At 63.6% G+C, this 22698-nt stretch carries 24 protein-coding genes; 19 read left to right on the forward strand and 5 right to left on the reverse strand.

All coding sequences use genetic code 11. From position 1 onward, the window contains the following. The first annotated feature begins 40 nt into the window (after positions 1 to 40). From QQK95_RS33105 to QQK95_RS33120, 4 genes are all read left to right on the forward strand, one after another. Positions 41 to 775, forward strand: a complete 735-nt coding sequence (locus QQK95_RS33105) for a glycosyltransferase family 2 protein (RefSeq protein ID WP_284278775.1) — start codon at positions 41 to 43, stop codon at positions 773 to 775. Beyond that, positions 768 to 1100, forward strand: a complete 333-nt coding sequence (locus tag QQK95_RS33110) for a lipid-A-disaccharide synthase N-terminal domain-containing protein (RefSeq protein WP_010909058.1) — start codon at positions 768 to 770, stop codon at positions 1098 to 1100. The genes QQK95_RS33105 and QQK95_RS33110 overlap by 8 nt, the downstream gene beginning before the upstream one ends. Positions 1101 to 1132: 32 nt before the next feature. After that, positions 1133 to 2782: an ArnT family glycosyltransferase gene (locus QQK95_RS33115; RefSeq protein WP_284278778.1), complete on the forward strand. Its 1650-nt coding sequence runs from the start codon at positions 1133 to 1135 to the stop codon at positions 2780 to 2782. Positions 2783 to 2908: 126 nt separating this feature from the next. Next, positions 2909 to 3643 (forward strand): phosphatase PAP2 family protein, encoded by a 735-nt coding sequence (locus QQK95_RS33120; protein ID WP_284278780.1) that lies wholly within the window; start codon positions 2909 to 2911, stop codon positions 3641 to 3643. A 12-nt stretch (positions 3644 to 3655) separates the two neighbouring features. Here the strand turns inward: QQK95_RS33120 and QQK95_RS33125 are convergent, their stop codons facing one another. Then, complete coding sequence (locus tag QQK95_RS33125; RefSeq protein ID WP_284278781.1) at positions 3656 to 4306, reverse strand: FMN-binding negative transcriptional regulator; 651 nt, start codon at positions 4304 to 4306, stop codon at positions 3656 to 3658. Positions 4307 to 4327: 21 nt separating this feature from the next. Further along, positions 4328 to 5002, reverse strand: coding sequence for an alpha/beta hydrolase (locus QQK95_RS33130; protein ID WP_027046762.1), 675 nt, complete (start codon positions 5000 to 5002; stop codon positions 4328 to 4330). A 238-nt stretch (positions 5003 to 5240) separates the two neighbouring features. Between QQK95_RS33130 and QQK95_RS33135 the strand changes: the two genes are divergently transcribed. From QQK95_RS33135 to QQK95_RS33170, 8 genes are all read left to right on the forward strand, one after another. After that, positions 5241 to 6404, forward strand: coding sequence for a cysteine desulfurase family protein (locus QQK95_RS33135; RefSeq protein ID WP_284278812.1), 1164 nt, complete (start codon positions 5241 to 5243; stop codon positions 6402 to 6404). A gap of 188 nt (positions 6405 to 6592) precedes the next feature. Continuing rightward, positions 6593 to 8110 (forward strand): Fe-S cluster assembly protein SufB, encoded by a 1518-nt coding sequence (gene sufB / locus QQK95_RS33140; RefSeq protein WP_019857752.1) that lies wholly within the window; start codon positions 6593 to 6595, stop codon positions 8108 to 8110. 26 nt (positions 8111 to 8136) lie between these two features. Next, positions 8137 to 8892 carry a Fe-S cluster assembly ATPase SufC gene (sufC, locus tag QQK95_RS33145; protein WP_015318168.1) on the forward strand — a complete coding sequence of 252 codons (756 nt, stop codon included), beginning with the start codon at positions 8137 to 8139 and terminating at the stop codon, positions 8890 to 8892. Between the two features lie 25 nt (positions 8893 to 8917). Beyond that, on the forward strand, positions 8918 to 10186 hold the full coding sequence (gene sufD / locus QQK95_RS33150) for a Fe-S cluster assembly protein SufD (protein WP_284278784.1): 1269 nt from the start codon (positions 8918 to 8920) through the stop codon (positions 10184 to 10186). A gap of 114 nt (positions 10187 to 10300) precedes the next feature. Then, on the forward strand, positions 10301 to 11542 hold the full coding sequence (locus tag QQK95_RS33155; protein WP_284278786.1) for a cysteine desulfurase: 1242 nt from the start codon (positions 10301 to 10303) through the stop codon (positions 11540 to 11542). Between the two features lie 5 nt (positions 11543 to 11547). Beyond that, entirely contained in the window at positions 11548 to 11940 is a 393-nt protein-coding gene (locus tag QQK95_RS33160) for an SUF system Fe-S cluster assembly protein (protein WP_096445261.1), read from the forward strand. A gap of 102 nt (positions 11941 to 12042) precedes the next feature. Then, positions 12043 to 12423 carry a Fe-S cluster assembly scaffold SufA gene (gene sufA, locus QQK95_RS33165; RefSeq protein WP_284278788.1) on the forward strand — a complete coding sequence of 127 codons (381 nt, stop codon included), beginning with the start codon at positions 12043 to 12045 and terminating at the stop codon, positions 12421 to 12423. Between the two features lie 135 nt (positions 12424 to 12558). After that, a complete protein-coding gene (locus QQK95_RS33170; protein WP_409371726.1) occupies positions 12559 to 12966 on the forward strand; it encodes a GNAT family N-acetyltransferase in 408 nt (135 codons plus the stop codon). Between the two features lie 35 nt (positions 12967 to 13001). On the opposite strand, the gene QQK95_RS33175 is transcribed toward QQK95_RS33170, so the two are convergent. Beyond that, positions 13002 to 13499, reverse strand: a complete 498-nt coding sequence (locus QQK95_RS33175) for a GFA family protein (protein WP_284278791.1) — start codon at positions 13497 to 13499, stop codon at positions 13002 to 13004. An 89-nt stretch (positions 13500 to 13588) separates the two neighbouring features. On the opposite strand from QQK95_RS33175, the gene QQK95_RS33180 reads away from it, so the two are divergent. Continuing rightward, a complete protein-coding gene (locus QQK95_RS33180; protein WP_284278792.1) occupies positions 13589 to 13912 on the forward strand; it encodes a TfoX/Sxy family protein in 324 nt (107 codons plus the stop codon). A 1-nt stretch (position 13913) separates the two neighbouring features. On the opposite strand, the gene QQK95_RS33185 is transcribed toward QQK95_RS33180, so the two are convergent. Continuing rightward, entirely contained in the window at positions 13914 to 14831 is a 918-nt protein-coding gene (locus tag QQK95_RS33185) for a pseudouridine-5'-phosphate glycosidase (RefSeq protein ID WP_284278793.1), read from the reverse strand. Between the two features lie 71 nt (positions 14832 to 14902). Further along, the gene (locus tag QQK95_RS33190) at positions 14903 to 15847 is read right to left on the reverse strand and encodes a carbohydrate kinase family protein (protein WP_284278795.1); all 945 of its coding nucleotides are present in this window, start codon (positions 15845 to 15847) and stop codon (positions 14903 to 14905) included. A gap of 281 nt (positions 15848 to 16128) precedes the next feature. On the opposite strand from QQK95_RS33190, the gene recA reads away from it, so the two are divergent. From recA to QQK95_RS33220, 6 genes are all read left to right on the forward strand, one after another. Further along, complete coding sequence (gene recA, locus QQK95_RS33195) at positions 16129 to 17226, forward strand: recombinase RecA (protein WP_010909075.1); 1098 nt, start codon at positions 16129 to 16131, stop codon at positions 17224 to 17226. A 260-nt stretch (positions 17227 to 17486) separates the two neighbouring features. Continuing rightward, entirely contained in the window at positions 17487 to 20153 is a 2667-nt protein-coding gene (gene alaS, locus QQK95_RS33200) for an alanine--tRNA ligase (protein WP_284278798.1), read from the forward strand. A gap of 10 nt (positions 20154 to 20163) precedes the next feature. Continuing rightward, positions 20164 to 20745: an NAD(P)H-binding protein gene (locus QQK95_RS33205; RefSeq protein WP_284278801.1), complete on the forward strand. Its 582-nt coding sequence runs from the start codon at positions 20164 to 20166 to the stop codon at positions 20743 to 20745. Positions 20746 to 20874: 129 nt separating this feature from the next. Next, entirely contained in the window at positions 20875 to 21459 is a 585-nt protein-coding gene (locus QQK95_RS33210; protein WP_284278803.1) for a DoxX-like family protein, read from the forward strand. Next, positions 21456 to 21935, forward strand: coding sequence for a DUF2269 family protein (locus QQK95_RS33215; protein ID WP_284278806.1), 480 nt, complete (start codon positions 21456 to 21458; stop codon positions 21933 to 21935). The genes QQK95_RS33210 and QQK95_RS33215 overlap by 4 nt, the downstream gene beginning before the upstream one ends. Positions 21936 to 21981: 46 nt before the next feature. Beyond that, positions 21982 to 22653 carry a PhzF family phenazine biosynthesis protein gene (locus QQK95_RS33220; RefSeq protein ID WP_284278807.1) on the forward strand — a complete coding sequence of 224 codons (672 nt, stop codon included), beginning with the start codon at positions 21982 to 21984 and terminating at the stop codon, positions 22651 to 22653. The last annotated feature ends 45 nt before the right edge of the window (positions 22654 to 22698 follow it).

Genomic DNA, 22698 nt, shown 5'->3' on the forward strand with positions numbered 1-22698 from the left:
TCCATCAATGCCACATTCGACGACAGAGCCCCGACGCGACATGCCGGACGCATTGATATCCATCGTCATTCCCTGCAGGAACGAGGCGGCAAACCTGCCGCTGCTGATCGACGAGATCGAGGCGGCGATGGCCGGGCGCGATTTCGAACTGATCATCGTCAATGACGGCTCGACCGACGAGACCGCTGCCGTGCTTACCGAGCAGACGGCACTTCGCTCGTTTCCGGTGCGGGAGTTGCGGCACCAGAAGTCCGCCGGCCAGAGCCTCTCGGTGCGTTCGGGCGCCTGGGCGGCGCGCGGCGGCATCGTCGCCACGATCGACGGCGACGGCCAGAACGATCCGCAATACATTCCGGTGCTGGTCGATGCCTTGCGGCAGGCCGGCCCGGATTTCGGCGCAGCCCAGGGGCAGCGCCTCAAGCGCCGTGACAGCAAGGTCAAGCAACTGGCGTCGCTTTTCGCCAACTGGCTGAGAAACGCCATCCTGCATGACGAGACGCGTGATACGGGCTGCGGCCTGAAGGCTGTTCACACCGATATCCTGCGCAAATTGCCCTTTTTCGACGGCACGCACCGCTTCGTCCCGGCCCTGGTCATCCAGGAAGGCTATCGCGTCGTGCATTGCGATGTCGTCGACCGCTCGCGCCGCCACGGCAAGTCAAACTACGGCATTTTCGACCGCGGCCTGCAGGGCGCGCTCGATCTCGGCGGTGTCTGGTGGCTGCGCCGCCGGCGCCGCCGAATGCCAAAAGTAGAGGAAATCAAGCGTGTTTAACGTGCTTCAGGAACTGGGGACCTGGCTTCACCAGGTCTTCATCAAGCAATTCGATGCGTGGATCCTGCTCGGCTTCGTTGCGCAGTTCTTCTTCACCATGCGCTTTGTCGTGCAGTGGCTCGCCTCGGAAAAGGCCAAGCGCAGCGTCGTGCCGGTGGCCTTCTGGTTCTTCTCGCTGTTCGGCGGCGGCCTGCTTCTGATCTATGCCATCCAGCGCCAGGATCCGGTTTTCATCGCCGGCCAGGCCATGGGCATGTTCATTTACATCAGAAATCTCTGGCTGATCGCCAATGAGCGCAAGGCGGCGATGACCAAGGTCGATTGAGCGCTTCGAAAAATGGTTAGAGAGGCTGATGCATGGCGTTGAACAGGAACTACATTCTTCTCTTCCTGTTCAGCCTGGTGATGACGCTTTCGGGGCTGGCGTCGCTGCCGCCGATCGATCGGGACGAGTCGCGCTTCGTCCAGGCGACCAAGCAGATGGCCGAGAGCGGCGACTATGTCGACATCCGCTTCCAGGAGGCCTCGCGCTACCAGAAGCCGATCGGCATCTACTGGCTGCAATCGGCGGCGGTGACGCTGAGCGGCAAGGGCGCCGAGGCGCCGATCTGGGTCTATCGCACGATCTCGGCACTGGGCATTGCCATTGCGGTGCTGGCGATCGCCTGGACGGGGACCAATCTTTTCGGCCCCAATGCCGGTATCGCCGCAGGCCTGGTGATGGCGGCGATCTTCGCCACCGCGTTCGAGGGGCGCGACGCCAAGACCGATGCGATGCTGCTGGCCTGCTGCGTGGCGGCGCAAGGTGCGCTGGCGCAGATCTATCTGGCATCGCGACGCAACGAACCGGTCGCCGGGCATCTCTGGTGGATTTTCTGGATCGCGCAAGGCGCGGCGATCCTCATCAAGGGGCCGATTGCGCCGCTGCTGTCGGCGCTGACCATCGCGGCGCTGTTCGCCTTCGAACGTGACGGGCGCTGGCTGTCGAAGCTAAAGATCGGGCGCGGCCTGTTGCTCGTCGTGGTGATCGCGCTGCCCTGGCTCGCCGCGATCACCTGGAAAAGCCATGGCGCTTTCCTGCAGCAGGCAGTCGGCAAGGACATGCTCGGCAAGGTCGCGTCGGGCGAGGAATCGCACGGCCTGCCGCCCGGTTTCTACATGCTGACTTATTCGCTGTTCATGTGGCCGTTCGGGCTGATCGCGGTCGGCGCCGGCCTCCAGGCCCTCAACCGTCTGCGCGACGATGTCAGGCTGCGCTTCTGCCTCGCCTGGTATATCCCGTTCTGGCTGGTGTTCGAGCTGATCCCGACCAAGCTGCCGCATTATGTACTGCCGGCCTATCCCGGCATGGCGCTGCTGATCGGCTGGCTGCTGACATTGCAGCCCGAGGATGCCAATGCACCGCTCAAGCGCTGGCAGCAATGGCTGTGGTGGTCGACCGCCTTCGGCCTGGCCGTGGTCAGCCTTGGCCTTGCGGCGGTCTGCATTGGAGCCCCGATCTACCTCACCCACAGCTTCTCCTGGTGGAGCATACCGGCCGCCACCGCCGCATTGGGCACGGGCTACTTCGCGTTTTCGCGGCAGTTGCAGGTGCCGTTGCCCCGCATCGGCGCCACCGCCGCCTGTGCCGGCATCACCTATGCCTTGCTGTTCGGCGTCATCGCGCCGTCGCTGAAGCCGATCTGGCTGAGCCCGGCGATCAAGCAGGCGGTGCTTGCCAACAAGCCTTGCGACACGACGGTGCTGGCCTCGGCACGGTTTCAGGAGCCGAGCCTGGTGTTCCTGGTCGGCACGAAAACGGTGCTGACCGATGTCGGTGGCGTGGCGCAGCATCTGCTTGCCGATCCTGCCTGCGCGTTGGGGCTGGCGCCGATCGAGGACGAGCAGAAACTGAACGGCATGCTGTCGGCACAAGGCAAATCGGTGAACCGGGTCGCGGAGATCGACGGCCTCAACTATTCGTCGGGAGACAAATTGTCGCTTGGCCTCTATCGTGTGGCCCCATGACGGCTCGTCGATGCCCATGACGGCAACAATGGGGTCGAATTCCCAATGCTCGTAAAATCGCGCCCTTCAGTTTCCGGTAGGCTCCTTGGGGTAGGGCGCCGATCCCTGAGCAATTTTGGCGACACCATGCGGATTGTGAGAGGTCGCTTTGCCGCTCGTCCCCCGCGTTACCCCAACATCGCCTGGCCGGTATGGGGCATGGTTTGGCTGCTGCTGACAGCGGTGGCATTTGTCCGCCTCGATACGCCGGCGGGGATGGTCCATGGCCAATGGTCGGGAGCCGGGCTGGCCGAATTCCTGACCCAGTTCGCTCTCGGCGGCTGGTACCTGATCCCGTCGGCGCTTTTGCTCGTCGCGGCCAATCTGACCGATTGGCGCAGCCTTTCACGGCGGTCGCTGATGCTCGTCTATAACTGGACTTGCCTGGCTTTTCTGGTGCTGAGCGCGGTCGGCCTGTCGGGCCTGCTGGTCAATGTCCTGAAATATGCGATCGGCCGGGCCCGCCCGCTCTACTTCCAGGATTTTGGTGTGCTCGCCCTCCACCCCTTCGCCTTTGACGCGCGCTTCGCCGGTTTTCCATCCGGCCATGCCACGACGATGGGGGCGGTGTTCGGCGTTCTCCTGCTTTTGTTTCCGAGGCGCTGGTACATCGCTTTTGTGGCCACCGCCTGTCTCGCCTCGACCAGGGTTTTCGTCGGCGCGCACTATCCGAGCGATACGGTGGCCGGCTTCGGCCTTGGCTGCGCCTTCGCTCTGGCTTGCGGACTGGTCTTCGCCCGGCTCGGCTTCATCTTCCGTCCGACGCCGTCAGGGTTGCCTGTCCGCAAGGCATCGTTCCAGCTGATTGCACCGGAAAGATAAGTCGTTACCCGATTAATTGCCGTCCAGGCCGCCGTAGGACCTTACCAGGCGAGCCATGTCGGACGCGTTGGCGACTTCGCTTTCCAGTCCCTGCGCCACGCCGGCGCGGTCGGCGACGGGGCGGTTCTGGCTGACCTTCCACTTGCCATGGATCTCGCTGATCTCGATCTCCAGCCCGATGATGCCTTTGATCTGCGACTGGATGAAGGGCGGGGGCGCGTCGGTCACGGCCCAGGGTGCTTCGCGGGTCCCTTCCTGGGAAGCGGTCAGATCGCCGATCTGCCGCGCCAGCCACTCCTGGTCGTCGATCACCTTTGCGGTGCCGCGCACCTGCACAATGGCGTAGTTCCAGGTCGGCACCACCTTGCCGGTCTCGCGCTTGGTCTCGTACCAGGAAGGCGTCACATAGGCGTCGGCGCCCTGGAAGACGATCAGCACGGGCGACGCCGGATTGTCGGCAATGAGGCGCCAGTGCGGGTTGGCCTTGGCCAAGTGAGCCCGCAGTCTGCCGTTCGACGCCGCTGCGGCGTCGAGCAGGAAAGGAATGGCGTTGGCGACCGGGCCGTCGGGCCCGTTCGAGATCAGCATGCCGAGCGGATGCGTCCTGATCAGTCCATGCAGCACGTCGGGCCGCGTTTCCTGGAAATGGGGAGGCTCGTACATCGGCGCTGGCGCCTTCCCTGTCTATCTCAGCCGCTTGGGCCGCGGATCGGACAATTCGCCCGCCAGCCGGCGATCGAGATAGTCCGCGCATTCCTCGATCAAAAGGTCGGCGTGGTTGGCGAAGAAGTGGTTGGCGCCGGGCAAGGTCTTCTGCGTGATGGTGATGCCCTTCTGCGTGTGCAGCTTGTCGACCAGGCCCTGTACATCCTTCGGCGGAGCCACCTTGTCGGCATCGCCATGGATGATCAGGCCCGACGACGGGCAGGGCGCCAGGAACGAGAAGTCATAGGTGTTGGGCTGCGGCGCGATCGAGATGAAGCCCTCGATCTCCGGCCGGCGCATCAAGAGCTGCATGCCGATCCACGAGCCGAAGGAATAGCCGGCGACCCAGCAGCTTTTGGAATCCGGGTGCAGCGACTGGACCCAGTCGAGTGCGGCGGCCGCATCCGACAATTCGCCGGTGCCGTGGTCGAATTCGCCCTGGCTGCGACCGATGCCGCGGAAATTGAAGCGCAGCGTGGTGAAATCGCGCTTCTGGAACATATAGAAGAGGTCGTAGACGATCTTGTTGTTCATCGTGCCGCCGAATTGCGGATGCGGATGCAAGACGATGGCGATCGGCGCGCTCTTTTCCTTGGAGGGCTGGTAGCGTCCCTCCAGGCGGCCGGCCGGACCGGTGAAAATGACCTCAGGCATAAAATACTCCACTTGGTATACGAATGCGCGGCGCCCGGAACGAGTCTTCCTCTGGCCTTGACGCAGGGCGAGCGTCTTCTTAGAAGCTAGTTTAGAACTATTCAAAACTGAGTGGCCAAACGTCGAGCCCGGCCACCCGCGCCGCAAGCCGCGTAAATAGGACGGCTCGCCTTGGAATTTCAAGGAAATAACGCCATACGACGACCGAATGGCTTCTGACGGGATCAACTGGACGAAAATGGCCGCAAAACGCGCCTATCTCGACTATAATGCCAGTGCGCCGCTGCTCCCAGCGGCGCGCGCGGCTATGGTCGCGGCGCTTGACGTGGCGGCCAACCCGTCATCGGTCCATGCCGAGGGCCGCGCCGCGCGACGCCTGATCGAGACCGCAAGGCGTGAGGTCGCGGCTCTGGTGAATGCCAGGCCCGAACATGTCGTGTTCACCTCCGGTGCGACGGAGGCCGCCTCGACGTTGCTGACCCCCGAATGGCAGATGGGGCGCGGCAGCGTGCGCATGAGCCGGCTCTACGTCTGCGAGGCCGATCATCCCTGCCTGTTGAACGGCGGGCGCTTCCCGGCGGCGCAAGTGACGCGCATCGGCGTCGACGCCAACGGCATTGCCAAATTTGCCGCCCTGGCCGAGGCACTTGGCGGTCACGACAAGGCCGACGGCCTGCCGCTGGTCGCCATCCACGCTGCCAACAACGAGACCGGCGTGATCCAGCCGATCGATCGCATTGCCGAAATCGTCAAGGCCGCTGGCGGCATTCTTGTCGTCGATGCCGTTCAGGCAGCGGGCCGCGTTTCGATCGACATGTCAGCGGGTTACGCCGACTATTTGATTCTGTCTTCGCACAAGATCGGCGGTCCCAAGGGCGTCGGCGCCATTGTCGCCGCCGCCGATCTGATGATGCCGAAGCCTCTGATCAATGGCGGCGGCCAGGAAAAAGGCCATCGCGGTGGCACCGAAAATCTCGCCGCCATATCAGGCTTCGGTGCCGCCGCGCGCGAAGCGCTGGCCGGACTGCCGGCGATCGATGCGGTGCGCCAGCGCCGCGACGAGATCGAAGCCATCGCGAAAATGCTGGTCCCGGACGCGGAAATCTTTGGAACCGGCGCGCCAAGGCTTGCCAACACGACATTCTTCGCTATTGCGGGCATCAAGGCCGAAACCGCGCAGATCGCCTTCGATCTTGCCGGTGTGGCGCTGTCGGCCGGCTCCGCCTGTTCGTCGGGCAAGGTCGGGCCGAGCCACGTGCTGAAAGCCATGGGCTATGGCGACAGTCTTGGCGCCTTGCGCGTGTCGATCGGCTCAGCGACGGGGGTCGAGGACATTGAATTGTTCCGCACCGCGCTGGCGGGAATTGCCCAGCGCCGGGCGGGTAGGGAACAGGCCGCCTGACGCGGTGAAAAGGAATTCAGGCTTCGCAGCCTGGTAGAGCCGTGCGTTTGCAAGTGGCCGGGTGAATTTCCGGTCGAAACGCACTATATGGAACTTACGCCACTTCCGGCGCCTCCAGGGGCTGCCGTTAGCGGTGCCATAGTTTGAAAACTGTCGGGCCTTGACCCCGGCGTGGATGGAGAACGCATATGCCTGCTGTGCAGGACACGATCGATCGGGTCCGAAAGATCGACGTCGACCAATACAAATACGGATTCCAGACCGAGATTGCTGTCGACAAGGCCCCCAAGGGCCTGAGCGAAGACATCATCCGTTTCATTTCGGCCAAGAAGGACGAACCGTCCTGGATGCTGGAATGGCGCCTGGAAGCCTATCGGCGCTGGCTGACGCTGGAAGAGCCGACCTGGGCGCGCGTCCACTATCCGAAGATCGATTTCCAGGACATCTATTACTACGCCGCGCCCAAGAGCACGCCTGGCCCGTCCTCGCTCAGCGATGTCGATCCCGAACTGTTGAAGGTCTACGAGAAGCTCGGCATTCCGCTCAGGGAGCAGGAGATCCTCGCCGGCGTGCAGAAGACCGATGCCTCGGAACTCGAGGAGCCCAGCGACAACGTCTACAAATCCGGCCGCGTCGCTGTCGACGCGGTGTTCGATTCCGTCTCCGTCGTCACCACCTTCAAGAAGGAGTTGGCACAGGCCGGCGTCATCTTCTGCTCGATCTCGGAAGCCATCCGCGAGCATCCTGAACTGGTGCAGAAATATCTCGGCTCGGTCGTGCCGACCTCGGACAATTTCTACGCCACGCTGAATTCGGCTGTCTTCACCGACGGCTCCTTCGTCTTCGTGCCCAAGGGCGTGCGCTGCCCGATGGAGCTGTCGACCTATTTCCGCATGAACGAGAAGAACACCGGCCAGTTCGAGCGCACGTTGATCATCGCCGAGGAGGGAGCCTACGTCTCCTATCTCGAAGGCTGCACGGCGCCGCAACGCGACGAGAACCAGCTGCATGCGGCGGTCGTCGAACTGGTGGCGCTCGACGATGCCGAGATCAAATACTCGACCGTGCAGAACTGGTACCCCGGCGACGCCGAGGGCAAGGGCGGCATCTACAATTTCGTCACCAAGCGCGGCGATTGCCGTGGCGACCGTTCGAAGATCTCGTGGACGCAGGTCGAGACCGGCTCGGCGATCACCTGGAAATATCCGAGCTGCATCCTGCGCGGCGACGATTCCTCGGGCGAGTTCTATTCGATCGCCGTTTCGAACGGCTACCAGCAGGTCGATAGCGGCACCAAGATGATCCATCTCGGCAAGAACACGTCGAGCCGCATCATATCCAAGGGCATTGCCGCCGGCTTCTCGCAGAACACCTATCGCGGCCAGGTTTCCGCGCACCGCAAGGCGACCAACGCCCGCAACTTCACCAACTGCGACAGTCTGCTGATCGGCGACCAGTGCGGCGCGCACACCGTGCCCTACATGGAAGCCAAGAACTCGACGGCGCAGTTCGAGCACGAAGCGACGACGTCGAAGATTTCCGAGGACCAGAAATTCTACGTCATGCAGCGCGGCATTCCCGAGGAGGAAGCGATCGCGCTGATCGTCAACGGCTTCGTCAAGGACGTCATCCAGCAGCTGCCGATGGAGTTTGCGGTCGAGGCGCAGAAGCTGATCGGTATCTCGCTTGAGGGCTCGGTCGGCTGACCGGACAGATATTCAGGAACAAAAGAATGCTTGAGATCAAGAACCTGCACGCCCGCATCGTCGATGATGGCACCGAAATCATCCGCGGCCTGAACCTGACGGTGAAGGCCGGCGAGGTCGCCGCCATCATGGGCCCGAACGGTTCGGGCAAGTCGACGCTGTCCTACATCCTTGCCGGCCGCGAGGATTACGAAGTCACCGAAGGCGACATCCTCTACAATGGCCAGTCGATTCTCGAAATGGATCCGGCCGAGCGCGCCACGTCAGGCATCTTCCTCGCCTTCCAGTACCCGATGGAAATACCGGGCGTGGCGACGATGGAATTCCTGAAAGTAGCGATGAACGAGCAGCGCAAGGCGCGCGGCGAGGAGCCGCTGAAAATCCCGGAATTCCTGAAGCGGGTGAAGGAAGCCGCCGCCTCGCTCAGCATGGACATGGCGATGCTGAAGCGGCCGCTCAATGTCGGCTTCTCCGGCGGCGAGAAGAAGCGCGCCGAGATCCTGCAGATGAAGCTCTTGGAGCCGAAGCTGTGCGTGCTCGACGAGACCGATTCCGGCCTCGACATCGATGCGCTGAAGATCGTTTCCGACGGCGTCAACGCGCTGCGTGCGCCGGACCGGGCGTTCCTGGTCATCACCCACTACCAACGCCTGCTCGAGCACATCGTGCCTGACAGCGTGCACGTGCTCTACAAGGGCCAGGTCATCAAATCAGGCGACAAGTCGCTGGCGCTCGACCTCGAAGCCAATGGCTATGCCGGCGTGATCGGCGAAGCCGCGTGAGATGCCAGAAGGCAAGGTCAAACTGATGAACATGCACACACAACCGCAGCGGACACCGGCCGAGACGGCGTTGATCGACGCGTTCGGCGACCGGCTGTCGCTGCTGCCGGGCGACGGCGCGGTGATGCTGAAGCGCGACGACGCCATCGAGGCGATCAAGCACGGCCTGCCGACGCGGCGCGTCGAATCCTGGCACTACACCGATCTGCGCCGGCTGTTGAGCGTGGTGCCGGACTTCGACCCCACCGCGCTCGCCAAGGCCGTCGCGCCGATCGTCGAAGGCTCCGCCGTTCTGCCGGTCCTGAATGGTAAGTCCGAAGCGAAGGTGCCGGCCATCGACGGTGTCGCCGTGCAAAGCCTGTCGGAAAAGTTGATCGACGGCAGCATTGCGCCGGGGCTCGATCCCTATGGGAGCGATGATGCGATCGGCGCGCTGAACACCGCTTTCGTCGCCGACGGTTATTTTGTCGACATTGCCGATGGCGCCGAGCTTGAAAAGCCGATCGAGCTGCAGAATTTGCAGGCCGGCGGCCAAACCCATGTGCGCCTGGCCGTTCGCGTCGGCGCCGGCGCCAAGGCGGTTATCGTCGAGCGTCAGGCGGGTGATGGCGCCGCTCTGGTCAGTTCGGTCAGCCAGCTCGTGCTCGGCGAGGGCGCCGAGGTGACGTGGCTGATCGTCCAGGAGCAGCCGGAGATGGCGACGCATCTGGCGCAGTTCAAGGCCCATATCGGCAAGAATGCGAAGCTGACGCTGTTCGTCATGAATGCCGGCGGCAAGCTTGTGCGCCAGGAGGTGATGGTCAAGACGACGGGCGAAGGCGCCGATTTCAAACTGCGCGGCATCAACCTTCTGGCCGGCGATACCCATAGCGACGTGACGATGGTGCTGGACCACGCTGTGCCGCACACGACTTCGACGGAGATCATCCGCAACGTGGTGACGGGCAAGGCGCGCGGCGTCTTCCAGGGGCGCATCAACGTCCATCAATACGCGCAGAAGACCAACGCCAAGATGGCCTGCAACACGCTGCTGTTGTCGGACGATGGCGAGTTCTCGACCAAGCCGGAGCTCGAAATCTTCGCCGACGACGTCGTCTGCGGCCATGGCGCGACGGTGACCGAGATCGACCACGACCATCTGTTCTACCTGATGGCGCGCGGCGTCGACGAGAAGTCGGCCCGCGGTCTACTGGTCAAGGCCTTCGTCGCCGAGGTGATCGAGGAATTGGACGACGAGACGATCGTCGAGGCGCTGGAAGCGAGACTCGACGAATGGTTCGTAACGCACGGGTGAGGAGCGGTCGGCGTGGCCGACAAAAAGCCAACGATTTGGCTTTTTGAGCGACGAACGCCCGGAGCCATAGCGAAGGGCCGGCTGACGCGGCGCCCGGGTATCGAAAGACAGACGATGGACCAGAAAGTCGAAACCACCCCCTACGACGTCGAGGCGATCCGCCGCGACTTCCCGATCCTGTCGCGTGAAGTCTACGGCAAGCCGCTGGTCTATCTCGACAACGGCGCCTCGGCGCAGAAGCCGCAGGTGGTGCTGGATACGATTCAGCATGCCTATTCCCAGGAATATGCCAACGTCCATCGCGGCCTGCATTTCCTGTCGAATGCCGCGACCGACGCCTATGAGAAGGCGCGCGAGACGGTGCGCCGTTTCCTCAACGCGCCAAGCACCGACAACATCGTCTTCACCTCCAACACGACCTCGGCGATCAACACCGTCGCCTATGGCTATGGCATGCCCAATATCGGCGAGGGCGACGAGATCGTGCTGTCGATCATGGAGCACCACTCCAACATCGTTCCCTGGCATTTCATCCGCGAGCGGCAGGGCGCCAAGCTGGTCTGGGTGCCGGTCGACGATCTGGGCGCCTTCCACATCGAGGAGTTCGAGAAGCGGCTGACCGACCGCACCAAGCTCGTTGCCATCACGCAGATGTCGAACGCGCTGGGCACGGTGACGCCGATCAAGGAAATCGTGCGCATCGCGCATGCGCGTGGAATTCCGGTGCTCGTCGACGGCAGCCAGAGCGCCGTACACATGCCGATCGACGTGCAGGATCTCGACTGTGACTTCTTCGTCTTCACCGGGCACAAGGTCTACGGTCCTTCGGGCATCGGCGTCCTCTACGGCAAGAAGGACATTCTCCAGGGCATGCGGCCCTTCATGGGCGGTGGCGAGATGATTGAGGAGGTGACGGAAGACATCGTCACCTACAACGAACCGCCGCATCGCTTCGAGGCCGGCACGCCGCCGATCGTCCAGGCGATCGGGCTGGGTGCTGCCCTCGACTACATGGAAAAGATCGGTCGCGAACGCATCGCGGCGCATGAGGAAGACCTCAAGAATTATGCCCATGAACGGCTGCGTGCCATCAACTCGCTGCGCATCTTCGGCGATGCGCCCGGCAAGGGCGCGATCATCTCCTTCGAACTGCAAGGCATTCATGCCCATGACGTGTCGATGGTGATAGACAGGCAAGGCGTGGCCGTGCGGGCGGGCACTCATTGCGCCCAGCCGCTGTTGAAACGCTTTGGCGTAACCTCCACATGCAGGGCATCGTTCGGCATGTATAATACCAGGGCCGAAGTCGACGCTTTGGCCGAGGCGCTTGAAAAAGCGCGCAAATTCTTTGGGTGACGACAATGGATGATGCGAGCATCGCTGCCGAGACCACTCCGGAACCCGCCGCCAACAGCGTCGTTTCCGCCTCGGCCATTCCCGCCGACGAGCTAGCGCGGCTGACCGACGACATCGTTTCGGCGCTGAAGACGGTCTACGACCCGGAAATTCCCGCCGACATCTACGAACTCGGCCTCGTTTACAAGATCGACATCGAGGACGACCGCTCGGTCAAGATCGATATGACGCTGACCGCACCGGGCTGCCCGGTGGCCGGCGAAATGCCGGGCTGGGTGGAAAACGCCGTCGGCGCCGTCGAAGGCGTGTCCGGCGTCGAGGTCAACATGACCTTCGACCCGCCCTGGTCGCCCGACCGCATGTCGGAAGAGGCGCAGGTGGCGGTGGGCTGGTACTAGCGTCGAGCCTGGTACACTTGCGCCAGGGGTAAAACTTCACCATTTTAGGTGAGGAATCATTCGGCAGGCCTTGAACCTGCATGGAATGGAGAAGGAAAGAGAATGGGACGCTTCGCCGTCATCACGATGACCGAAAAGGCCGCCGACCGGGTGCGCGAGATCGTCGCCACCCGCGATAATGCACACGGTATCCGCCTCGGCATCAAGAAGGGCGGCTGCGCCGGCATGGAATATACGGTCGATCTGGTGAACGAGCCCAACACCAAGGATGATCACATCGAGCGTGACGGCGCCCATGTCTATGTCGCGCCGGAGGCAGCGCTTTTCCTGTTCGGCACCGAGATGGATTTCGAACAGACGACGCTGCGCACCGGCTTCACCTTCCACAACCCGAACCAGAGTTCGGCCTGCGGCTGCGGCGAATCCGTCGAACTGAAGCCGGCCGATCTCAAGGCGTTGGCGGAAGCCCGCGCCTCGGCCTGAACCCCGGGCTGAGTTTTCACATCCACATTGCATCGAGCCCGTGACCGGATGGCCGTCGAAAACGTGACTGTTGCGATATCAGTCCGGCCGCATCTGCCCGCCGACAATGCCGCGTTGGCGCGCCTCTTCGAGGAGATGCAGCGGCATTACCGGGTGCCGTGTCCGCCGTTCGAGACCATCCTTGCCGATCTTGCCACTTTGCCGCCGGGCGTGGAGATCCTGGTCGCCGAAACGGACAGGATCATCGGCTTTGCCATCTGCTCGACAATCTATCCCGGACCCGGCTTGAGAGCCGGCTTCTTCCTGAAAGAGCTGTTCGTCTTGGGGCCCTATCGCGGCAGCGGTGCCGGACGCCTGCTGATGCAGACGCTGGCGCGTACCGCCCTGCAGCGCGGCCATGGCCGCGTCGACTGGACAGCCGACGGTGGAAATGAGCGGCTGCTGACCTTCTATGGCGGCCTTGGCGGTACGCGGCAGCCGGACAAGGTTTTCTTTCGGCTGAGCGGTGAGGCGCTTGCGGCTTTGGCGAAGGCCGACGACTGAGCCTTTCCTTCGCCCCGTTACGGGCCGAAGAGCGCTCACTCCACCCACATTCCCGTCCGCTTGTGCCAGTCCGCGATCGATTCCTCGGGATAGACATCGAACGTCTTGTCGCCCCTGCCGATATGGGGTTCGACCCAGTTCGCCTTGTATTTCAGCATCAGATGCACCTTTTCAGGTGGTTTCGGCAGGTCGCTGTCGATGGCCGAGGCGAAAGGATGCACCAGTTCCGGCCATGTCGGGTCGTAGAGCCAGAGCGCTGAGCCGCATTTGCGGCAGAAATTGCGCTCGCCTGTCGAGACCTCGCAATGGGGATGCTCGTCATCCTCGATCTCGGCGCGGTAGACGCCGAGGCTTCGTTTGCCCCGGATGTTCAGGGTTTCGTAGTCGGCGCCGAGATTGATGGCGAAACCGCCGCCGCCCTGCTGCTTGCGGCAGATCGAGCAGTAGCACAGCATGAATGGCACGGGCGTGTGGCTTTCCACCTCGAAACGCACGGCGTTGCAGCGGCAGGACCCCTTGAGCAGAAGCGGCATGGCAAAAACTCCGATGGAACGGTCTCAACCTGTCAGCATGATTTTGGTTGCGCGATGACAATGTCAAATGCCGATGACATGATCGCGGCATGGACAATGAACGCATCGCCGAACTGTTCTCAGGGCTAGGCCCGGTCAGCATCCGCCGACTGTTCGGCGGCAAGGGCATCTACTTTGACGGCGTCATCGTCGCCATCGTGCTGAGGGGCGAGTTGCTGCTCAAGGCCGACGAGGAAAGCGCCCCCGATTTCGAAGCCGCGGGCTGCAGGCAATGGACCTATACCGGCAAGCGCCACGGCAAGCTGGTCGCCATGCCCTATTGGAGCATTCCCGACAGCGCCTTTGACGATCCCGACGAAATGACGGTGTGGGCACGCCGGGCGTATGAGGCGGGGCGGCGCACAGGGAAGTGAACTACAGCGCCTTGGCGATCTCGGCCGCCAGCCGCGCATTGTTTTCGACCAGCGCGATGTTGGTCTTGAGGCTGCGGCCGCCGGTGAGCTCCAGGATTTTTCCCAGCAGGAACGGCGTCACCGCCTTGCCGGTCACGTTGAGCGCCTCGGCCGCCCTTTGAGCCGCCTCGATATAGCCGGCCATCTCCTCGGCCGGGATTTCGTGGTTTTCCGGCACCGGGTTGGCGATCAACATGCCGCCACCCAAGCCCAGTGCTTGCCGCGTCCGGAAGAAATGCGCGATCTCTTCGGGCTTATAAAGGGTCAGCGGCGCACGGAATGGCGACTGCCGCGACCAGAAGGCCGGCATCGTCTCGCAGCCATGGCCGACAACAGGCACGCCGCGCGTCTCCAGCACTTCCAGCGTCTTTTCGATGTCGAGGATCGCCTTGGCGCCGGCCGAGACGACGATGACCGGCGTGCGCGCCAATTCGTCGAGATCGGCCGAGATGTCAAAGCTCTTCTCGGCGCCCTTGTGCACGCCGCCAATGCCGCCGGTGGCGAACACTTTTATCCCGACAATTTCAGCCGCGATCATGGTGGCGGCGACGGTCGTGCCGCCGGTGCGTCCTTGCGCGACGGCAAAGCCTAGGTCTGCGCGCGACAGCTTCATGGCATCACCCGTCATGGCGAGCGATTCGCGCTCGCCGTCGGACAGGCCGATCTTGATGCGACCGCCAACCACGGCGATTGTCGCCGGTACGCCGCCGCCGTCGCTGATAATCTTCTCGACATTGGCCGCCATGGCGCCATTGTCGGGGTAGGGCATGCCATGGGTGATGATGGTGCTCTCCAGCGCCACCACGGGGCGCCCGGCGGCCAGGGCTTGCGCCACCGGCGCGTGGATGTCGATGAAGGGGCGGGCGGTTTCGGGGGTCATCTCGATCTCCAACTCACGGTGCGGCGCGTAGGGATGCCCGGCAACACAGCGGTACTATGAATTTGCCGGTCTCATGCCACTTCCCTGGCATCAGGCACAAGAGCCAGCGCTTCCGCGAAGCTTGCAGCGGTGAAATCGGGAATGGCGTTGACGCTTTCGATGGCCAGCGTCGCCGCCGCGACGCCTTCGCGCAAGGCCTGGCGCAGCGGCAGGCCGCGCAACAGGGCTGCCACCGTCGCACCCGCCAGCGCATCGCCGGCGCCGGTGACGTCAGCAACGTTTCTGGGGGCAGGTGGTTGAATTGAAAAAGCGCCTGTCTCGTCGAAACCCAGCACTGGCGCGCTGCCTGCTGTCACGACGCCGCTGGCAAGGCCGCTGCATCGCAAGCCGTCGACGACGTCTCGTTCAGCGGCATTTGCGTTGACGCCGGCCAGCGCGACGGCCTCGCGCCGGTTCATGAAGACCAGCGTCAGCGTGCCGAGCACCGGTATCAGCCGCACCACCTTGGCCGGCGAAATGGCAATGGCATACACCGGCTTGCCGGCGGCAAGCAAAACCAGCCGCTCCAGCGCCGCCGACGGCAGATTGGCGTCGCACAGTATGGCATCGGCGGCAGCGATCGCCTCGCGGACCTTGGAGCGCCTCATCTGCTTGGGAAACGCCAGATCATAGAGCGCCATGTCGGCAAAGCCGACGATCAGCTCGCCCTCGCGATCGATCAGGGCCGTGTAGCTCGGCGTCGCGCGGTCGAGGAAGACCGCCGACAGGTCGGCGATGCCTGCCTGCGCGATGGCCCTCGAAATAGTGTCCGCTCCGGCATCGCCGCCGCGTATCGACATCAGGGAGCCCGATACGCCGCGCCGCACTATGCTGCGCAGCGCGTTGAACACGCCGCCGCCGACATCCTCGCGCATCGTGCCGGGATTGGACGCGGCCGGCACATACAGGCCCGACACTTGGCCACGCCGGTCGATATGGGCGCCGCCCACGGCCAGTATCTCTACGGATTTCACCATGCCGGCGATATGCCCTTTGTTATTGCAGCGGCACAAGCGCTACACTGCGTCGGAAACCTTCGCCAGCAAGATGGCGATTCGGCGGATCGATACAATCGGGCAGTCTGGCCCAATGCGGGGTGCATTCCTGTTCGATCTCTTGGTACGAAAAAAGAACAAATCCGGATATGACTTGTTTTCCAGATATTTGGTCCCTCTTGCCAAACGAGAACAAAAAAGGTACAAAATGGCAGGGATTACGGATTGTCCGGCCTTCATTGACGACCAAGGGGTGATGTATCATGGCTCAGAATTCTTTGCGGCTTGTAGAGGACAAGGCAGTGGACAAATCAAAGGCTCTGGATGCGGCGCTGTCGCAAATCGAGCGGGCTTTCGGCAAGGGCTCGATCATGCGGCTCGGCGCGAACGAGCAGGTCGTCGAGATCGAAACGGTGCCGACTGGCTCGCTCGGCCTCGACATCGCGCTTGGCGTTGGTGGCCTGCCGCGCGGCCGCATCATCGAGATCTACGGACCGGAAAGCTCGGGCAAGACGACGCTGGCGCTGCACACGGTGGCCGAAGCCCAGAAGAAAGGCGGCATCTGCGCCTTCGTCGATGCGGAGCACGCGCTCGACCCGGTCTATGCCCGCAAGCTCGGCGTCGACCTTGAAAACCTGCTGATTTCGCAGCCCGACACCGGTGAGCAGGCGCTGGAGATCTGCGACACGCTGGTACGTTCCGGCGCCATCGACGTGCTGGTGGTCGATTCGGTCGCGGCACTGACGCCGCGCGCCGAAATCGAAGGCGAGATGGGCGATTCGCTGCCGGGCCTGCAGGCTCGACTGATGAGCCAGGCGCTGCGCAAGCTGACCGCTTCGATCTCGCGCTCCAACACCATGGTCATCTTCATCAACCAGATCCGCATGAAGATCGGCGTCATGTTCGGCTCGCCCGAAACCACGACCGGCGGCAACGCGCTGAAATTCTACGCGTCGGTGCGCCTCGACATCCGCCGCATCGGCTCGGTCAAGGACCGCGACGAGGTCGTCGGCAACCAGACCCGCGTCAAGGTGGTCAAGAACAAGCTGGCACCGCCCTTCAAGGTGGTCGAGTTCGACATCATGTATGGCGAGGGCGTGTCCAAGACCGGCGAACTGGTCGATCTCGGCGTCAAGGCCGGCGTGGTCGAGAAGTCGGGCGCCTGGTTCTCCTACAATTCGCAGCGCCTCGGCCAGGGCCGCGAAAATGCAAAACTGTTCCTTCGCGACAATCCCGATACCGCACGCGAGATCGAACTGGCGCTCAGGCAGAATGCCGGGCTGATCGCCGAAAAGTTCCTCGAGAATGGCGGCTCTGAAGGCGGCGACGACGGTTTTGAGGACGAAGCCGGCGCGATGTAGGCAATGGTCAGAGTTCGGCCATAAAGGTGGCCTATGGCCTGATGCTTAAGTAATCGAGTTCTTTAGTACCGCGTCCAAAACCGCCGGCCTTCGCGCCGGCGGTTTTCGTTTTTGGCGGACCAATGGACTCCCAGGATTGGCCCAGTCCCGTGTTTCTGGACAGGCTGGAGCGTGCCCGCTAAAAGGCCAAGTCTATTTCTGCAAAGCAGGGACCAGTTTCCGCCGGCCGCGCCGGCGGTTTTCGCGAAAAGGCAGCAGTCATGAGTGGCGTGAACGAGATCCGGTCGACCTTTCTCGACTATTTCCGCAAGGAGGGCCACGAGGTCGTGGCCTCGAGCCCGCTCGTGCCGCGCAACGATCCGACATTGATGTTCACCAATGCCGGCATGGTGCAGTTCAAGAACGTCTTCACAGGTCTGGAGAAGCGGTCCTATTCGCGCGCCACCACCGCCCAGAAGAGCGTTCGCGCCGGCGGCAAGCACAACGACCTCGACAATGTCGGCTACACCGCGCGCCACCTGACCTTCTTCGAGATGCTCGGCAATTTCTCCTTCGGCGACTATTTCAAGGAGCGCGCCATCGAGCTTGCCTGGAACCTGATCACCAAGGAGTTCGGGCTGAAGAAGGACAAGCTGCTGGTCACCGTCTACCACACCGATGACGAGGCGGCCGGCTTCTGGAAGAAGATCGCCGGCTTCTCGGACGATCGCATCATCCGCATCGCGACCTCGGACAATTTCTGGGCGATGGGCGATACCGGTCCTTGCGGGCCGTGCTCGGAAATCTTCATCGATCGGGGCGAGCACATCTGGGGCGGGCCTCCCGGCAGCCCGGAAGAGGATGGCGACCGCTTCCTCGAATTCTGGAACCTGGTGTTCATGCAGTATGAACAGGTGACGAAGGAGGAGCGCATCGACCTGCCGCGCCCGTCCATCGACACCGGCATGGGCCTGGAGCGCATGGCCTCTATCCTGCAAGGCGTGGAAAGCGTCTTCGAGACCGACCTGTTCCGGCACCTGATCGATGCGGCGTCTTCGGCGCTCGGGCGCGCGCCTGATGCGGAAACGGTGGCGTCCTACCGGGTCATCGCCGATCATTTGCGCTCGTCCTCCTTCCTGGTCGCCGACGGTGTCTTGCCGTCGAACGAAGGCCGCGGCTACGTCCTGCGCCGCATCATGCGCCGCGCCATGCGCCACGCGCAGCTGCTCGGCGCGAACGAGCCGCTGATGTGGAAGCTGGTGCCGGCGCTGGTGCGCGAGATGGGCCAGGCCTATCCCGAACTGCCGCGCGGCGAACAGCTGATCACCGAGACGCTGAAGCTCGAGGAGACGCGCTTCCGCAAGACGCTGGTGCGCGGCCTCGGCCTGCTATCGGAGGCAACCGAGACACTCCATGCCGGCGACATGCTGGACGGCGAGACGGCGTTCAAGCTCTACGACACCTACGGTTTCCCGCTCGACCTGACGCAGGACGCGCTGCGCCAGCGCAACATCTCGGTCGATCTGGCCGGCTTCACCAACGCGATGGAGCAGCAAAAGGCCGAGGCGCGCAAGCACTGGACCGGCTCCGGCGAAGCCGCCACCGAAACGGTGTGGTTCTCCGTGCGCGAACAGACCGGCGCCACCGAATTCCTCGGCTACGAGACAGAGCAGGCGGAAGGCCTCATCCAGGCGCTGGTCAAGGACGGCAAGACCGTGGACAGCGCCGGCAAGGGCGACGCCATTGCCGTGGTCGTCAACCAGACGCCGTTCTATGGCGAGTCCGGCGGCCAGATGGGCGACACCGGCATCATCTCGGGCGAAGGGTTCTCGATCGAGATCGCCGATACGCAGAAGAAGGCCGACGGGCTGTTCGTGCATCTGGGCAAGGTGGCGAGCGGCACGGTCAAGACCGGCGCTGCCGTCGAGCTCAAGGTGGACCATGCGCGCCGCACCAGGCTGCGGGCCAACCACTCCGCCACGCATCTGATCCATGAAGCGCTGCGCGAGGTGCTGGGCAACCATGTCGCGCAGAAGGGCTCGCTGGTCGCGCCGGAGCGCCTGCGCTTCGACATCTCGCACAACAAGCCGATCTCGGCAGAGGAGCTTGAAGAGGTCGAGCGCATGGCCAACGAAATCGTCGTGCAGAACAGCCCGGTGACCACGCGCCTGATGTCGGTCGACGACGCCATCGCCGAGGGCGCCATGGCGCTGTTCGGCGAGAAGTATGGCGACGAGGTGCGCGTCGTGTCGATGGGCACGGGGCTGCATGGCGCCAAGGCCAACCGGCCCTATTCGGTCGAACTCTGCGGCGGCACCCATGTCAGGGCGACCGGCGATATCGGCCTCGTCCGCGTCGTCTCCGACAGCGCGGTCGCCGCCGGCGTGCGCCGCATCGAGGCGCTGACCGGCGAGGCGGCCAGAAAACATCTCGACGAGCAGGATCGGCGCCTGAAGGCGGCGGCAGCCGTGCTGAAGATCTCGCCGGCCGACGTGCCGGCGCGCGTCGAGGCCTTGCTCGAAGAGCGCAAGAAGCTCGAGAAGGACCTGACCGAAGCGCGCAAGAAACTGGCGCTCGGCGGCGGTGCCGCGGCGGGTGCGCCCTCGGAGAACGAGACGGTCGCCGGCGTCGGCTTCCTCGGCAAGGCCGTCTCCGGCGTCTCGCCGAAGGATCTTAAGCCGCTGGCCGATGCCGGCAAGACCTCGCTCGGCTCCGGCGTGGTCGTCTTCGTCGGTGCCGGTGAGGACAATAAGGCAAGCGTCGTCGTCGCCGTCACCGACGACCTCGTCGGCCGCTTCAGCGCTGTCGACTTGGTGCGCGTCGCCTCCGCCGCCTTGGGCGGGCAAGGTGGTGGCGGTCGGCCCGACATGGCCCAGGCCGGCGGCCCGGATGCCTCGAAGGCCAATGATGCGATAGCGGCTGTGAAGGCGGCGCTCGAAGCGGCCTGAAAGCCATGATATGAAAATTCTCGTCCTCGGCGGCTATGGGTTGATCGGGGACGCTATCATCGGTCGTCTGCTTCGCGACGGGCATCATGTGACCGGTCTCGGCCGCGATATCAGGGATGCCGGGCGACGCCGGCCGGCGGTTCACTGGATCGCGGCGGACATGTCGAAACTGCTGGCCGCCGAAGTCTGGCGGCCGGTGGTTGCCGGAATGGACGCGGTGGTCAACGCGGCGGGCGCCTTGCAGGATGGCCCGCCCGACAGCCTCGACGCCGTTCACCGGGCCTCGGTGGTGGCACTCGTTGCGGCCTGCAAACAGGCCGGTGTACACCGCTTTGCGCAGATCTCCGCGATCGGCGCCGATCTCGCTTCGGAAAATCCTTTCTTCAGCACCAAGGCGCAAGGCGACAAGGCCGTCGCAAGCTCCTCGCTGGAGTGGACCATCCTGCGGCCGGGCCTGGTGATCGCGCCGGCCGCCTATGGCGGGACGGCACTTCTGCGCGCCCTTGCGGCATTCCCCGGTTTTATTCCGGCCGTCATGCCGCGCCAGCCGATCCAGACCGTGGCTGTCACCGACGTTGCCGAAGCGGTGTGACGCGCGGTCGCCGGATCGCTGCCGCCCCGGCTTGCCGTCGATCTCGTCGAAGCCAATGCCAGACCGCTCGCCGAGGTCCTCTCCACGTTGCGTGCGCGGCTTGGTCTGCCGCCGGCGAGAGTGGTGCCGATGCCAGCCATTCTCGGCCGGCTTGCGGGCGCCGTTGCTGATATGCTCGGCGTGCTTGGCTGGCGGTCGCCACTGCGCAGCGCAGCCCTTGCCGCGGTGGCGCGCGGCGTCACGGGGGATGCGGCGGCCTGGAACCGAATTTCCGACCGTCCGCTTCAGCCGCTGGAAGCAACGCTGGCCGACATGCCCGCCAACGTCCAGGAACGATGGTTCGCCCGCCTCTGGCTGGCAAAGCCTGTCATCTTCGCGTGCCTGTCCCTTTTCTGGCTTGTTTCGGGTGCCATCGGCCTGATGCGGCAAGAGGCGGCGGCGGATATCCTTGTTTCGCATGGCGTGTCGGCCGGCCTCGCCCATATCGCGGTCCTGGCCGGAAGTGCGGCGGATATCCTGGTTGGCGCGGCTGTCGTGGTCCGCTCCCTGGCTCGGCGCGCGCTGCTGGCGATGATTGCGATCACGCTGTCCTATCTGGCGGGTGCGACGCTTCTTGTCCCCGGCCTGTGGCTTGATCCGCTGGGGCCGCTGGTCAAGACGATCCCCACGCTTTGCCTGGTGCTGGTAGCTCTGGCGGTGCTCGACGAGCGATGAGCCCGTGGGTTGACATATTGCGCTGGGCGCATGTCATCGGCGCCACGGTTCTGTTCGGCACCGGCGCCGGCATCGCCTTCTTCATGGTGATGGCGCAGCGCAGCGGCCGCGCCAATCTCGTCGCCCATGTCGCGGGCACGGTCGTCATCGCCGACACGATTTTTACGGCGACCGCCGTCATCGTGCAGCCGATCACGGGCATGCTGCTGGCGCGGGCCGTGGGCTGGCCGCTCAACGAAGGCTGGATCGTGCTGTCCTTGCTGCTTTATGTCGTGACCGGCCTGTTTTGGCTGCCGGTGGTCTGGATTCAGATCCGGATCCGCAACCTGGCGCGGCAGGCGGCCATCGAAAACGCGCCGCTGCCCGCCGAGGAGAAACGCCTGTTTCGCATCTGGTTTGCCTGCGGCTTCCCGGCCTTTGGCGCTGTGCTGGCCATTCTCTGGCTGATGGTGACCCGGCCAGAAATCAGTTTCTAATGCGCCGTTGCCGCCTGGATGCTCAACGGCGGATCGGGAGAGAGATGTGCCAACACTGACCATGTATCAGGCCGATGCATTTGCCGATCGGATTTTTCAGGGCAACCCCGCGGCCGTCCTCATTATGAAGGACTGGCTGCCGGAAGAGGTCATGCAGGCCGTTGCCAACGAGAACAATCTGGCTGAAACCGCCTTCGCGCGACCGAACGGCACGGGTTGGGACTTGCGCTGGTTTACGCCGGTGCACGAGGCCGAGTTCTGTGGCCACGCGACGCTCGCCACGGCGCATGTGCTTGCTGAAGCATACAACGTTTCTGGCGACATGGCCTTTGCGACGCGGGTCGGCGAAATCAAAGTTTCGCAACATGACGGTGCTTATCGGCTTGACCTGCCATGCTTCCCGCCACAGCCGCTCGATGTCGAATTGACGCGCACGCTCAAGCATAGTGTATCGGCCCGACCAGTCGCGTGCTTTCGCAATTTCGAGAATCTGTTCGTCGAGCTTGCCGATGAAGCCGCCGTGCGATCTTTCGTTCCCGACCTATTCAAGATCGCGGCCTTCGACCCGCTCGGTGTCGTTGTGACAGCGCGAGGCGGCGGCCATGATTTCGTGTCGCGCTACTTCGCTCCGGCAGCGGGCATTCCCGAGGACCCCGTGACCGGTTCGATCCATGCAACGCTGGTGCCGTACTGGGCTGAAAAGCTTGGCCCAACTTGAACAGTTGGACGTGAACGGATAGCGAACACTGTCCGTTAAGCCATT

Source organism: Mesorhizobium huakuii (assembly GCF_030160235.1).
In the GTDB taxonomy this organism is placed as follows: domain Bacteria; phylum Pseudomonadota; class Alphaproteobacteria; order Rhizobiales; family Rhizobiaceae; genus Mesorhizobium; species Mesorhizobium huakuii.